This is a genomic window from Prevotella sp. oral taxon 299 str. F0039, from assembly GCF_000163055.2.
Classification (GTDB): domain Bacteria; phylum Bacteroidota; class Bacteroidia; order Bacteroidales; family Bacteroidaceae; genus Prevotella.
In genome coordinates, this window is record NC_022111.1 from 1,264,070 (window position 1) to 1,279,394 (window position 15,325).

Here is a 15,325-nt window from a genome sequence, read left to right on the forward strand (position 1 = left end):
TTTAACACACGGCTAAGATTTTCTCTATTTTTTCTTCCATAACAGTTTCGTTGTTTTGTCTTTAAAATCAGTTGTTTATAGATTACTAATTTACAAAGGAAATTCGACAAACTGTTGTTTTTCAATCTATTTATTGGGGTGGGAAACTTTAGTAATATTATTTATTTCAGGTTATAGTTCGCCTATTCTTCCACCAAGAAAATTCTACTTTGAAGGCGGTGTTCAGAGAAAGCTTTTATGCCCACACTCATCAAATAGTCACCCGAGAAAGTGCCCACTTCGATGTCTTTGCCATCGTAGCGATTAATTTCTTTCACCTTATACATCTTGTTTGCCTGCAATCCTTGTAGTTTTAGGCGGGTAGACTCAGCGGTGCTATATCGTGGGAAGATGTCGAATGCAAACACCACAGCACGTTTTTGTGCCTCGTCTACATACATAGTGGCAGTGTGAGTGTTGCTATATGGTGACACAAGACGATAGAGGTCGCCTTTGAAAATGATGTCTTTAAAGCCGTTATACGCCTTTACTGCGTTCTTACAGAAGTCGGCATCGGCCTTAGGAAGGGTAGAGAAGTTGAGGTCGAAGCCCATTTTGCCCATCATTGCCACATCAACTTTAAATTTAAGGTCAACCTTTCGGTTCCATTCTGTTACGTGAGCGCAAATGGTTTTGGCAGGGAAGATGTGCGAAAAGCCCCATTGAATGTAGAGACGATCAATAGGATCGGTGTTGTCGCTCGCCCAAAATTCGGTGAAATAGCGCAACGCCTCGTAGTCGGTACGACCGCCACCGCCCGAGCAAAGCATCATAGGAATCTTAGGATATTTAGCCTTTAGTCGGTCGAGCACTTTGTAAAGTCCTTTCACATAGTCGACAAATAGGTGCGACTGGTGCTCTTTCTCGTAATTAGAGTAGATGTTAGTGAGTGGACTATTGCAGTCCCATTTAAAATAAGCAATGTCTGGACAGGTAGTAAGAAGTCCATCAACGATGTCGTAAACATAGTTTTGTACCTCAGGATTACTAAGGTCTAACACCAATTGATTTCTGAAATAGTAACGCTCTCTGTCGTTCCATGCCACCACCCAGTTAGGGTGTTTCTCCATCAACTCACTCTTTGGATTAATCATTTCAGGTTCAATCCACAAGCCAAACTTAACGCCTTGTTGTTTAGCAGCATCGGTTAAAGCCTTAATTCCGTTAGGAAGTTTCTTTTTATTAGGTTGCCAATCGCCCAAACCTGCTTTGTCGTCGTTGCGTGGATGCTTGTTTCCAAACCAGCCATCGTCGAGCAAAAACATATCTACTCCTAACGATTTTGCCTCGCTAATCAAATCAACAATCTTCTTTTCGTTAAAGTCAAAGAACGTAGCTTCCCAGTTATTCAATAGTGTTAGGCGGTCGCCTTCGCCATCTTTCACACGATATTTGCGTGCCCAGTTGTGCAAGTTTCTACTTGCTTTGCCCGTTCCTTCATCGCTATAAGTAAAGATGAACTCAGGAGTTACGAAGGTTTCGCCAGCCTTGAGTTGATATTCAGAGTTGAAAGGGTTGATGCCACTAATTACTCTTAACTTGTTTTCGTGGTCTTTTTCAAATGTAAAGCGGAAGTTACCTGTCCATCCTAATGTTCCAAGAATAGCCTGTCCGTTGTTCTCATCAGCCTTTTTATCGAGCGAAAGCAAGAAGAAGGGCGATGCAAACATATTGGCTCTGGTGCCCAAGTTGCTATCGATGATTTTCTTTCCAAATCCCAATTGACTTTCGGTGATGCTCGCTTCGGCAGCCCAGTCGCCATTGAATTGAGTTAGATAATAGTCTTGTGCTTTGAAATGGAGCATCGAAGAGGCATATTTCTTCAATGTAATAGGTTTCTTATCGTTATTGATAATCTCAGAATGAGTAACGATAACGTTTTCTTTTGGATAGGCTTTGTAGAACAAACGCACGCTATTGTTGCGCACGCTGTCGGTTAAAAGAACAATGGTTTCAGTGCTGTTACCATCGCCTTTCTTCACTTGGTGCGACACATATTTAAGTATTACTGTTTCGTTTCCTTTGCTATTGGTGAAGTGAAAGGCAGGTTCGAAATAGTTTCCGTTGCCATTCGAAATGCACACTTCGCCCATTTGAGGCAAAAGACCATACTCTTTTTCGTGCAAGAGTCGCTTACCAAAATGTGTTTGATACACTCGCTTGTCCTTATCAACATGTAATACCAATGCAGTGTTATTGGTATGAATAACAATTTCTTGTGCAGAAAGCGGTAGAAAGCTCACCGACAAAAGTATTGATGCTAAATATTTCATAAGTAGAGGTGAATAAATTGTATATAATATTATTAGCTTTTAGTATTTGATTTGCATTGCTTCTCGAAGTCTTTTGGGGTTATTCCAAATTGTTTTCCAAACTGTTTACTGAAATAAGCAGGTGAGGAAATGCCCACCATAAAACCCACATCGGCAATAGAATGGTTGCCTTCTTGAATGAGCTGTGCCGCCTTTTTCATGCGAATGGTGCGTATAAGCTCTACGGGAGAAAGGTTAAAGAGCGTCTTAATCTTTCTTAGTAGACTCGAGCGACTCATACAAAAGAGGTCTGCCATGGTTTCAACGTTAAACGTTTCGTCTGCAAGATGTTCTTCAATCTTCAATATTACTTTATTAATAAACTCTTCATCAGCCTTGTTGGTCTTCATGCTATCAATGCTAAAGAAAGGATTTTGTGAGAAAGCAGTGCGCTCTCTTCGGCGGTTATCTAGAATAGAAAGCAACTGCTGACGTAGGTATTTAATAGAGAAAGGCTTCTCTAAATACGATTCTGCGCCTGCTTTTAGGCCTTCAATCTTGCTTTGTATGTCGTTTCTTGCAGTGAGTAGGACAATCGGAATATGTGATATATTGATGTCGCTCTTCACCTTTTTGCATAGTTCAAAGCCATTCATGTTAGGCATCATGATGTCTGTAACAATGATGTCGATGTGCCTTTCGGCCAGAATAGCTAAGGCCTCGTTTCCGTTAGAAGCTGTTTCTACAATAAAATGCAGTTCAAGCTGTTCGGCAATAAATCGTCGCATTTCATCGTGATCTTCTACTAATAGCAACGTATAGCCTTGTTGGTTAGGCGTTTTTAGAGGTGAATCGTCGAGCGAAATATAGTTAGTAGATTCGTTGGTAAATAGCTGTTGTGCCTGTTTTTTCTTGCTTTTGAAAGGCAAAGACAATACAAAAACGTTCTCTTCGTGGTTATCAGAAGATAAAAAGAGCGTTCCTCCGTGCATTTCTGCAAGTGAATGAGCAACAGATAAGCCCAAACCAACTCCTCCATGTTTATTGTTTGTATCGTCTAACTGAAAAAATGGTTCGAAAATATGGTGTGCTTCATCGGCTGTTATCTTTCTACCATCGCTTATAATGCATATTTCAAAGTTATTATCTTTCAATTTTAACTCAACAATAATGGTGCTTCGGGTGTATTTTAAAGCGTTGTTCAACAGGTTACTCACAATCTTTGTAACCGCCTCTCTATCTATTTCAGATATAATTGGCTCGTCGGTGATGTTGCAAACAAGATTTTTTCGTCTGAGTGTTATGGTGGGTTCGAAACGAGAAACAATGTTGTTGAGCAACATGTTGACGTTGGTTTCTTCGTAATGCATTTGCAAATTGGCTGTTTCAACCTTTCTGAAATCGAGTAATTGCTCTGTGAGTTGCAACAAACGTTTGGTGTTACTGCGGGTAACATCTAAGTAGTGACTCATCTGTTTGTTTTCTATTTCCATCTCACTCATCGACTCTAAGGGAGCTTCTATCAAGGTTAAAGGCGTGCGAATTTCGTGTGCAATCTCTGTAAAGAAACGCACCTTACTTTCAAATACCTCTTTTTCTTTTTCGCTGGTCAAGAGCTTTTGGCGCACTTTGATATCTCTGTCTTTGTATTTTCGATACCATCTGAACCAAAAGAAGAACACCAATATGAGTAATAAGCCATAGCAAAGATATGCCCAAGAGGTTCTATACCAAGGTGCAAGAATAACAATTTCTAGCTGGCGTTCGTTTATTTGACCGTTGTTTTCAACCAAAACATGTAGCGTGTATGTGCCAATTGGCAGGTTGGCATATGATATTGAGGGCACATTGCCTTGCATGTTCACTTCGATCCACTCTTTATCAATAGGCTCTAACTTATATTTATAGTGCTTGTTGCCCATCGAAACAAAGTCGGGAGAAGCCATTTCTAATACGATATTGGCAGAGTCGTGGGGCAGAGTGATTTTATCTTTAAACAAGATGTCGGTGCTTCCTGCCACCTCTTTGCCGTCAATGAGTAGGCGAGTGAAGTATAATTTAGGCTTTTGAGCGTGAGGAATGTGTTTTAAAGGATTGAATTTTACCAGTCCATCGATGCCTCCAAAATAGAAATTACCCATGTTATCACTGCCCGCAGAGTGGTAGTTGAACTCGTTTCCAGGTAGTCCATCTTTAGTAGTAAACACCTTAACAGACTGGTTATGAGGGTTAAATTTTACCAATCCCTTGTTGGTTCCGAACCATAAAAAGCCCTTTGTGTCTTGCAGAATATCGTAGGTTACATCGTCGGGAAGCCCTTCTGCGATGCCCCAAGATGTAAAATTGTCGCTCTTTGCATTGTATCTGCTAATCCCTCCTCGGTCGGTTGAAAACCAAATGTTGTGTTGTTGGTCTTCCATTATAGAACTAATTGAGTTCGAACGCAGTCCGTTTGGATCGCGAGGATCGTAAACATAGCGTTTGAAAGTGTTGGTTCGAGGATTATAATGCCATATTCCGTTACCCATTGTTGCCATCCATAGGGTGCCATCGCTTGCTTCTAAGAGGTCGAAAACCCAGTCGTAGCCCACTTCTTTAATGCGTTCGAAAGTCGTTTTGCCCGCTTTTCGCACATAAAGTCCTGATCCTAACCCTACCCATAGGTTGTTTTGGCGGTCGGTGAGCGATGCGTAAACGCTGTTATCGTTTGTCTCTGAGTCTATTTCAGATAAGATAAAGTCTTTGCCTTGCTCGATTGTTCTCAAACCATTACGCAACAATCCAATTTGTAAAGCTCCCTTCGAGTTGCGTATAAACGTAACCCCTGTGGTGTTGTGCGATGCTTGATGCTTAGAGAATAGTTCTGTTTGAGGATTAAAAAGATAGGTTCCATGTGCCTCACTGCCTATCATCATCTGTCCATTATCAAATTTCGACAATCCTCTTATGCGTATATGTTCCTTCGAAGAAGCAAAAGAAGAAGATAAAAAGCTTTTGAAATAGAAGGGATTGCCCATAATATAGTTCACTCCACCGAACATAGTTCCCACCCAAATACTTTTATCTGGGGCGTGATAAATATAATAAATGACATTATCCGACAAGCTAAATCGGTTTTCTAAGTCTTCTTTTAAATAACGCTCTTTGCTCGTCTTGAGGTCAATGACATACAAACCTTGTTGTGTTCCTATCCACAATTCGTTGTCGATGCATTGCAAGTCACGCAAAAAGATACGTCCACTCATAGAGTAGGTCATAGGAGTGATCTTGCCAGTAGATAGGTTATAGCGATAAAGTTCGCCATTTTCGCAACCCAAGAGCGCATGATTGTTGCTCTCATTGCAAATACTTATGATGTTTTTGTTTTGTAATTGGAAAGCATCGCCTTCGTAAATATAATTAAAGCAGTCGGCTTTGTGATCGTAACGAAAGAGTCCTGCTCCTGCTGTTCCAACAAGAATTTCGCCCGAAGGTAGCACGCAAATACTCGTTGGGTTTTGCTTTTTGATGCCTTTCTTTTGTGTGATGCGATAATAACTCATTGCGCCCTTGTTCCAACGGAACACACCCATATCAGGGAGTAATGCCCAAATGTTACCTCGTTTATCGCCACAAATTTCCTGAACCCAGTTATCTGGGCTTACACCACTTGCCGTTTTAGACGACACAAACTGAAAAGTTGATGTGGTGGGGTAGAAGATATAGATGCCTCTGTCGGTGCCAATCCACAGGTTTTTCTGTGTATCTTCGTATAAAGCACCGATATTATTGTTGCCAATGTGGTGTTGGTTGTCATAGCAGTCGAGGTGTTTTACGTAATATCCGTCGTATCTATTGAGCCCGTTTTTAGTTCCGAACCACATCAATCCTCGACTATCTTGAAGAATAGTTTTGACGTTTCCTGATGAAAGACCATTGTTTCCGTTGATGTGTGAGAATGAAAAATGGTCTCTTGCTTGTATGTATGAAGCCATACATATAAACAAAAGCACTAATAAAAATGTTGGTATTCTCACTGTTCTGTTCATCTATGAGGGAATTATATTATTGATAATATTTTGCTATTGTATTTTTTAAGTGCTTATTTGTTCTTGATTTGAAAGGAGATATGTTATCAATTAAACTATCATAGTTCTTCTTAGATGTGTTATCTCTTTTTGAAAAATAACCTTTTTTTCTTATTGACATTGAATAGTTTTACTTACTTTTTGTCCTGAAGCAAGTTGCACTTTAACAATAACTACTTGCTTGCCAGGAATCGAAAGGGTGGCACTTGTGCTTTCAGACGCCATGTTATGACGAGCAATTGACTTTCCTGTTAGGTCGAAAAGCTCGATATAACGAATGTTCTCTGCTGCCGAAACGTGTAACAAGTCGCCAAAATGTGACACTTCCACTGCAGAAGTGTCACGTTGTATGGTATAAATAGAGGTACTTGTTTTATCGATTTTGTATAAACGAGCATCACCACTAGGTACTGTTACAGATAGCGTTTCGCCCGAGAGCGATAGCTTTTGACCTGTCCAAAGCTCGGTAATATTGGTGATGTTGTCTACTCCTAATCTCTTTTTATCTAAAGATAGCGAAAGTTCTTGACTGGTATTGAAATTGAATACAGCCACATAAAAAGCCTCAGGGGTATCTAAATAGAACACATTGTCGGTGCCTCCACGCAAGAAGATGTTAGCCAATGATCCTTCAACTGGGCGGAAAGAACTGCCAAACATAGCTACATTGTTAACCTCTTTGTTGGTTGCTATGTGTAAAGCCTTCTGTCTATAAGCCTCAAGTCCTGTGTAACTACCTTCCAAACTGAAGTTGTCACCTAATAAAATCATACCTGTAATGACGCCCGTTGTGTAGCGAATGCGATTCGCTCCGTCGTTGTTTCCAGCAAAAACGATGTGATCGGGGTCGTTAAAAGCATATAATCTATCTAACCACCAGCCTAAACTTATGCTGTTAAGAACATATTGACTGTCTGAAATTTTGCCCCAAGCATCGCACGAAATGCGTCTTGCGTCTCCGAAATTAGGGAATAATGGCGAGATAGAAAGGTCGATAAAGAAATCGTTTAGCTGACTTTCTATATATTGCATACCCTCTGTATAGGCTTGCATACCAGTGGTTACAGATGTGTTATAATAGCGATCTGCTTCTACACAGCCACTGTTTAAGAAGTCTAATTTAATGAAGTGATAGCCCCAAGACTTGAACAATGCAAACTGATTGGCAAGCATTTGCTTAGTTCCAGGGTGCGTTGGATCTAACGAAAGTGCACCTCCCACCTTGATAGGTTTGTTGTTTACACGCAAAACAATATCTTTATACTTATATTGTCCATTGGTTCCAGGTACCGACCAGTCTAATTCAGACTCCTTTCCCCAAAAAGAAAAGGGAGTGAAATAAATGCCTGGGGTTTGTCCTTTGGCGGTGCATTGATTTGCAAACGAACGCAATTGGGTTTCGTTTAGATTGTCCCAATACGAGTCGAGCACCATGTAAGTTTTATGACTGTTGTCTTTTGAAAACTCGTTTTGTAAGTGTTGTGCAAAGAAGTTCGACACATCTGTAGCTCCTTCGTAGTTCACATTCTTTTCCATTCCACCCCAACTTTGCCAGCCAAAGATACCTTTTGGGTCGCTTTCTTTCTTTGGACGCACCAAAGCATTAGCGTCTGCATAAGTTTCTAGGGCAGTTCTCCAGTCGTTAAAGTAGCCGATAAACATCTTAGGAGACTTTACTCGGATGCCAGAAATACTGCCATGACGTGTTGCCACATCGTTGGTTGCAGAGCTAACATAGCCTCCGTAGAGGGTAAGTCGCTTCAATATATTGTTTCCCGAGGTGCGAACTTCAACGCCAGTTTTCCATGTATCGTGTTCAATACTTCCTAAACAAAGAGCTTCACGGGTTGAAATATTATACAAAGCAGTTACTTCTGAAGAGGTTGTACCAACGCTTAATAACGACCATTTCATGGCATTATAAGTGCGAAACTTATCATTGTCGAAAGGAACAGTGAGCACTCTGTTATCGCCTTGTGTGGGTAAGACCGACAATGCTGTTGTAGTTGTAATTGGAGCAAGCAGATGTGAGCTTATTTTACCTGCCGAAGAAACCAATGATAGCTCTGTGAGCAAGTAGTTATGCTTGTTGTATAGATAAAAAACCTGCTCCATATTGGGCTTACCTTGTCGTCCAGAAAAAGTATAAACATACTTTGTTCCTGTTCCAAAAGCATCGCTTATTGCTTCCGAATGCAGTGCTATTGTAGGGTAATCTAACGACAATAGGTCTTCATTATCACTGCTTATTGCTCGGGCATAAGCATTCTTTAGAAGTGTCTTTCCTTTGTAATTGAATGTAAACGAATGATTGGGATTGAGTGTTATATCCCAATCATTCGAATGAATATCCGTCGCATATACGTTTACAAAGTTGGTAAGAGCACTAAGTATTAATAAAAATGTTAGTTGTCTTATTTGAAATCTCATTTGCTTATTACTTTAAAAGTTTGATTCTTTTTGTTTGTTTGAACTTTAAGAATGTAAACTCCCTTTGGTAAATGGGATGTGTAGGATGTGTTATTTTTGATGGTTTGTTGTTCAAGAAGGTTTCCTGCTACATCATATAGATAGATGTGAGCATCTTGAGTTGCGTTGATTTGGAATCCGTTTTGAGTGAAGGTGACATCTGCATTGCCTTCTTGAACTGTTGTGTTGTTTATTCCTGTGGTTTGAGCTACAGCAAAACTACTGGTGCTTTTGGCTTGGTCTATGGTTTGAACTCCCCAACTTTCGATGTCAGAGGTAGACGCCTTTACTTTGAAAGAACGTGTTGAAATGGCATTGTTTGCGTCGGGTATAATCAAAGAACCAGTGGTGATGTTAGCAGGAATGATGGTGAAAACTTGTCCGTTCTTTAGCTTAACGAACACATTGTAACGTAAAGCAGCAACGGGAGTTTCTTTATCTGTACCTGCATTCCAAGTTAATAAGGCTCCATCAGCCTCGTTTTGAATTTGCAAGTTAGTGGGTGCTGTAGGGCGAGTGTTTAATGTTTGGGTGTTGGCATTTGTGTAAACGGCAAACTTTTCGTTGTCGCCCCAACCCATATAAGCCACTTCTGCAGAACCATTACCATTGTAGTCGAATATCGAAATAGCAGCTCCACTACGCACACCAGATAGTAAGTTGTCGTAAACTTCGAACGAACCATCTTGCTTTCCTAATGCAACAACGGTTTTAGCTTTGCCGTCTTGTGTTTCGCCTGCATAGATAATGTCGGTTGTTCCATCGTTGTTAAGGTCGCACCAAGCAGCTCCACTCTTTTTAACACCTACGAAATCAGTTTTGTTTTTGGTGAAAGTGTTGTTGCCATTGTTGAGGTATAGCAAGGCTTTACTATTCCAAGAATAAAGCGAAGAAGCTCCTGTTATGAATAAATCCATGAGTCCATCAGCGTTAGCATCAACCCACATTATTTGTCCTTTCTCTGTTCCTGCAACGCTACCGCCCACACTTGTGTCGGCTTTAATGTCGGTAAAGGTTCCATCTCCATTGTTTTTATAAACAGATAGATAAGTTCCTCCAGCAGAATCGCTCCATCCACTTATCGCTAAGTCGATGTAGCCATCGTTGTTAAAGTCGGTAGCTGCAAGTGTTCCGTTGCGTTGTGCTGCTAAACCTGAATTGTTTTTCTTTGTGAAAGAGCCTGTACCTTGATTATTAAGGTAGAGCACAGGGTTACCAGATTTATCGAAAGTAACAATATCTTGCCAGCCATCTGAATTGAAATCTGCAACAGAAACTAAGCCAGTGTAACGTATTTCCTTGTTATCATCGTTATCTAATTCAATATCTTCAATAGTGAAATTACTTACTTTCACCATCTTTTTACCCATCTCGTTGCGGTAAAGTTCTGCGCCACGAGATGCAGAAAGCAACATGTCGGGGTAGCCATCGTTGTTGTAGTCGATAGGAGTTACAACCTTATGCCAGCCATTTGATATTTCGAAAGGAATTTTAGTGGAAAGCGACTGACCTGTATTTATTAAGGTAAAAACTTCTGGATTCCAGTCCTTATCAAGGTTTCTGCCTTTAACAAGCAAGTCCATTTTTCCGTCAGCATTGATATCTGCGAAGGCATGATTGCCCTGAAACATATTTGAAGTGGTAGGGATTGTAACCTTAGAGAAGGTTGGTTTCTCTACTTTGTCTGCTGCTTTTAGCCCTGTAGAAGAGAGAGTTGCAACTAAAAGCATAATTGGTAATCGGTAGTTCATATTTTATAGCTTTTAAGTTATTTGTATCCTTCGTTCTGATCGGTCTCTTTCATGTCTGGATTTTGTTGTAATTCAGTGAGAGGAATAGGAAGAATGGTGTTGTAAGAATGTATGGTTGCGAAACGTTTCGACCACTCGTTGCGTTGTTTTACAAGCTTTTCAAAGTTTCCTGTACGCACTAAATCGATACGTCTCCATTGCTCTCCGAAGAGTTCACGCATGCGTTCGTCCATTATTTGTGTACGGAATTCTTCCTTACTCATTGCTGTCCATTGCTTATCTGCAGGCAAAGAGCCACCCCAAGCACGTTTTCTGATGGTTGTGTTGATGAGGTTAATGGCTTCAGTTGTGCGGCCAAGCTCGTTTAAACATTCGGCATTGAGAAGTAATACGTCTGCATAACGCAACCAAGGAATATTCTTTCCAGAGTGCCACATGTTGTTAACACCAAGTCCAGAATGGCTATCTGTGCGGAAATCTTCATACTTCTTTATGTGAGGAAGTAGCTCATCGTAGTCGTTTCCAAGTCCTTCCCATTCCAATCCTTGAAGAGTTGGAGTCTCACCATTAAACCAAGTGAAGTCGGTACGTATGCTTTCGGCCATTCTAAGGTCGCCATCTTCCCAAACACCACCATCTGCTTTGGTTGAATAAGCATATTTAGTGGGTACAGCATGGTCGTATCCTGCAAAGTAACAAGCATCTGTAAACTTGCTTTGTGCAGCACGACTACCTATTTGGAACTGTATTTGATTGTTGTCGGGAGAGGCATTTTTGAATTGAAACTCAAAGATAGACTCTGGTGTATTTTGCTTGTTGTAGTCCCAAAGGTCTGCAAAGTCTTCATTAAGTCTAAATTTTCCAGACTTAATAATTTCATCAAAGCATTCTTGAGCCTTTGCAAAATCACGCAAACCAGTTTCTTCAGGAGCCGACATAAGTGCCTTTCCAAGCATGGTAAGGGCTGCCCATCGAGTGGCACGACCAGGCTTTTGGGTTTCAGGACAATACTTAGCAGCTTCTTGGAAGTCGTTAATTATAAACTGCCATGTGTCTTTAAGCGACTGACGTCCATAGCCTAATTGCTCTGTTTTGCCCATGTCTATGGTTGGAATACGTCCCCAATACATCGCCAACTGATAGTCTACACAACCACGTAAGAATGATGCTTCGCCATAAATCTTTGCTTGCTCTTTGTTGGTTTGTAAGCTATTGTTATTCAATGCGTGAATAATTTTAGCCGCAGAAGTAACGCATGGCCAGCGATTGTTCCACTCATTGGTGATTCTTTCGTGCTGACTGTTAAGGTTTGCGTCGAAAGTTTCCATCGCAGCACGTTGTGCACCCGACTTTAAAGCTTGATAAGCACCGCTCTGTATCTCGTCGGTTGCAATGAGGAACATCCACACATGCTCGTCTTTAAAGCAGTTGTTGCGCCATTGAGTGTAGATACTTTCAAGGTTAAGTTCTGCATATTGGAGATTAGAATAAATCTTTTTTTCAGATAAAGCCGTAGAACTTTCTTCAGTAAGAAAATCTGAACAAGATGTAAAAAGAGTGATACAACCTGTAACTAGTGGCACTATAATGTGTTTTATATTAATTTTCATGACTCTAATTGATTCAAAATGAGGTTAAAGACTAAAGTTAAGACCAAAAACAAACATCTTTGTTGGAGGATATTTGCTATCTCCTAATTCTGGATCGAAGCCTTTATAAGGAGTGATGCAGAAGAGATTAGATGCTGTGAAGTACACTTTCAACGAGTTAACTTTTATAGATGAGAGGATACTTCTTGGCACTTGGTAACTCAATGATAGAGTTGAGAGTCTTAGATATGACGCATTTTGGATAGAGAAATCAAGGTCAGAGGGTGAAACTCTATTGAATAATGTAACATTATCTATTACTCTTGGGAATTTAGCACCTGTATTTTGAGGTGTCCAACGATCGAGTAAATCAGTTGAAGCACTGCTTACACCAGTACTGTTGATAAGGCTTTCGTAGTAAGAGCTAATTCTTTTTGCTCCAACAGAATAGTTGAACACAGTGTTAAGTGTTAAGCCTTTCCAAGTAATATCAGTAGAGAAACCACCATAGAACTTAGGAGTTGTAGTTCCAACAATCTCTCTATCCTTTTGATCAATCACCTTATCGTTGTTGATATCGGCAGGGAATAGGTCGCCAAGAGCCACCGTTTTGCCGTTATAGTTCACGCCTTCCCATTGAGAGCGGTTGCTTTCGTTAGCAATTCCGCCTGTGCGATAAGTATAAATAGTGTGTAAAGGTTTGTTTAAGAAGATGTTTCCTTCTCTATAAGTGTCGTTCAATATCTCCTTAACGCCACCATATAGACGGGTAATCTTATTGCGGTCGAGTGATAAGTTCGCACCAACATTCCATTGCCAGTCTTTAGTTTGGATAGGAGTTGCATTCACAGTGAATTCCAAACCACGGTTAGTCATGGTACCGATGTTCTCCCAAGTGTTGGTATAACCAGATGTTCTGTTAAGCGAGTGGTTCATTAAAAGATCGTCGTTGGTTATGAAGAAGGCATCAACGCTCATGCTAAGGCGGTTATTCCACATAGCAATATCAAGTCCAAAGTTCGTTTGTCGTTGCTTTTCCCATGTAATTCCAGGTGTTCCTCGGCGTCCACTTGTGCGATAAGAGGCCACTCCATTAGATATTTGAGGGTAATAAAGTGTTAGATAAGCATAGTTTTCAATATCTTGATTACCTGTGACACCATAGCCTGCACGTATCTTTAACTTGTTAAGCCAAGAGCTATAAGGTTGCATAAACTGCTCTCCAGCCATGTTCCAGGCGAGCGAGAATGAAGGCATTAAGCCCCATTTGTGACCTGTACCAAACTTAGATGAACCATCATAGCGTGCAGTAAAGGTAGCAAAGTAGCGGTTGTCGTAGTCGTAGTTCACACGAGATATGAATGATACTAGACTACTATTAGCGAAATCAGAATCGATTAAACGCTTTTCTAAGTTAGCTGCTCCGCTCAACTTGTGATAAGTTAGGTCGTTACTTGCAAATCTACTACCACCTGCAAGGGTATAGTTGTTAATTGTTCTACTTGTACTTGTGCCCAAAATAGCGTTGAGTTGGTGTTTGTCCCACATTGTAACATAGCTCAAAGAGTTATCCCATTGCCATGTTGTGGTGCTCCAACGCTCGTGTTTAGAAAATGCATCTCCGTTGTTGTTACGTTCAGTTTCTTGAATACCTGTTGGTATATATTCAAACCAAGCCTGTGTAGTGTGATTCAAAGAGAAGGTCGAACGTATGTTGAAACCCTTGAAAGGATTGATGTTGATGTAGTTAACTGAAGTCAAATAGTTGCGTTGTCTGTCTTGAGAAATCTCCAATGAGTTGAACGGATTGAAGTCGTTATTGTTCTGTTCAGTATGTGCTCTCCAGTAAAGTGTTCTGTAATCCTTTAAGTGGCGAGTTGCATCTGCTTCATAAGGAGCATAATCAATCATGGGGTTTGCCCATAAAGACTTGTTGAATACGTTATCAGAAGGAACGTTATCTTCAGTGTATGTGAAAGAAGTATTAGTGCCAATCTTCACCCATTGATTAATGCTTGCGTCAGCATTAACACGACCTGTGTAGCTTTTTTGGTGTGTATTAAGAATAACACCCTTTGTGTTGGTAGTGTTTAAGCTAACATAAAGGTTGGTGCCTTCGGTAGCTTTAGAGAAGCTAAGAGTGTGGTTTTGCTTGATACCTGTTTGCGAAACACGATCGAGCCAGTTATAAGTTTTACCCGAATTGTAGCCTGCAAGCTCTTCTTCTGCAAAGGCCATGTTGTTCTTTAGTAATACATTATCTATATAAGACTGGCGGTCTGCTGTTGGATTGTTATACATATAGCCGTTCGCAAACGCCTCAAGCCTCAAGTCGTAAAGCTGTTGTGTGTTCATTGTTGCAGGACGATGACCCATTGTAGTCACGCCAATCCAACCATCATAAGATATTTGTCCTTTACCTTGTTTTGCCTTTTTAGTTGTGATAACCACTACACCATTAGCTCCACGAGAGCCATATAGGGCAGTAGCAGATGCGTCTTTAAGTACTTGAATCTCCTCAACATCGTTTGGATTGATAGAGTTAAAGAAGTTAAAGGCATCGCTCATCACCATACCATCAACTACATAGATAGGATTACTGCCTGAGTTAATGGTGTTAGTACCACGAATTTTGATGCCAGCACCATCAGATGGGCTTTGGCCTGGTGTGATAAATACACCTGCAACACGTCCTTGTAGAGCTTCATTGATAGAAGTTGCAGGCTTTTGATTAAGTGTTTGAGAGTTTACTGTAGACAATGAACCCGTAAGATCGCTACGTTTCATCGCTGTTCCTACCACGATTACCTCGTCGATGTTTTCGTTTTTCTCAGCTAATACCACAGTCATCTCATTGGTAGAGTTCACCTTTCGAGTTGCTGTAACATATCCAATGCCCGAGAAAGTCAGGACGTCGTTTTCGTTTGCTTTGACTTCAAAGCGACCATTAGCGTTGGTTACCACCGACTGAATTTTGCTTTTTACAATAATACCAACAAGTGGTTCTTGGGCATTATCAGTAACAAGTCCTTTCACGATCAGTTCTTGTGCCATTGCAGTAGCAACCGAAAGCCATCCTAAAAGTGTCAGAATAAAAAATGATTTTGTCTTCATGATGTTCTGGTGTAATTTTAATATTGTCTGATTGTTTGGGTTTT

6 protein-coding genes are annotated in these 15,325 nt (G+C 40.6%); all 6 read right to left on the bottom strand.

The genetic code is table 11. The features are described from left to right. Positions 1-182: 182 nt before the first annotated feature. Entirely contained in the window at positions 183-2,312 is a 2,130-nt protein-coding gene (locus HMPREF0669_RS07945; protein ID WP_009227987.1) for an alpha-galactosidase, read from the bottom strand. Positions 2,313-2,344: 32 nt separating this feature from the next. Next, on the bottom strand, positions 2,345-6,265 hold the full coding sequence (locus tag HMPREF0669_RS07950) for a two-component regulator propeller domain-containing protein (protein ID WP_232236459.1): 3,921 nt from the start codon (positions 6,263-6,265) through the stop codon (positions 2,345-2,347). Positions 6,266-6,469: 204 nt separating this feature from the next. Continuing rightward, positions 6,470-8,788 (bottom strand): T9SS sorting signal type C domain-containing protein, encoded by a 2,319-nt coding sequence (locus HMPREF0669_RS07955; RefSeq protein ID WP_009227984.1) that lies wholly within the window; start codon positions 8,786-8,788, stop codon positions 6,470-6,472. Next, the gene (locus HMPREF0669_RS07960) at positions 8,785-10,578 is read right to left on the bottom strand and encodes a T9SS type A sorting domain-containing protein (RefSeq protein WP_009227983.1); all 1,794 of its coding nucleotides are present in this window, start codon (positions 10,576-10,578) and stop codon (positions 8,785-8,787) included. Before HMPREF0669_RS07960 ends, HMPREF0669_RS07955 begins: the two co-directional genes overlap by 4 nt. A gap of 17 nt (positions 10,579-10,595) precedes the next feature. Beyond that, on the bottom strand, positions 10,596-12,188 hold the full coding sequence (locus HMPREF0669_RS07965) for a RagB/SusD family nutrient uptake outer membrane protein (RefSeq protein WP_044045673.1): 1,593 nt from the start codon (positions 12,186-12,188) through the stop codon (positions 10,596-10,598). Positions 12,189-12,212: 24 nt separating this feature from the next. Continuing rightward, a complete protein-coding gene (locus tag HMPREF0669_RS07970; RefSeq protein ID WP_020967324.1) occupies positions 12,213-15,281 on the bottom strand; it encodes a TonB-dependent receptor in 3,069 nt (1,022 codons plus the stop codon). Positions 15,282-15,325: the final 44 nt, after the last annotated feature.

Bases quoted from the DNA above. Each gene is read 5' to 3' on its own strand.
- HMPREF0669_RS07945 (WP_009227987.1), bottom strand. From the start codon at position 2,312: ATGAAATATTTAGCATCAATACTTTTGTCGGTGAGCTTTCTACCGCTT.
- HMPREF0669_RS07960 (WP_009227983.1), bottom strand. From the start codon at position 10,578: ATGAACTACCGATTACCAATTATGCTTTTAGTTGCAACTCTCTCTTCT.
- HMPREF0669_RS07970 (WP_020967324.1), bottom strand. From the start codon at position 15,281: ATGAAGACAAAATCATTTTTTATTCTGACACTTTTAGGATGGCTTTCG.
- HMPREF0669_RS07950 (WP_232236459.1), bottom strand. From the start codon at position 6,265: ATGGCTTCATACATACAAGCAAGAGACCATTTTTCATTCTCACACATC.
- HMPREF0669_RS07965 (WP_044045673.1), bottom strand. From the start codon at position 12,188: ATGAAAATTAATATAAAACACATTATAGTGCCACTAGTTACAGGTTGT.
- HMPREF0669_RS07955 (WP_009227984.1), bottom strand. From the start codon at position 8,788: ATGAGATTTCAAATAAGACAACTAACATTTTTATTAATACTTAGTGCT.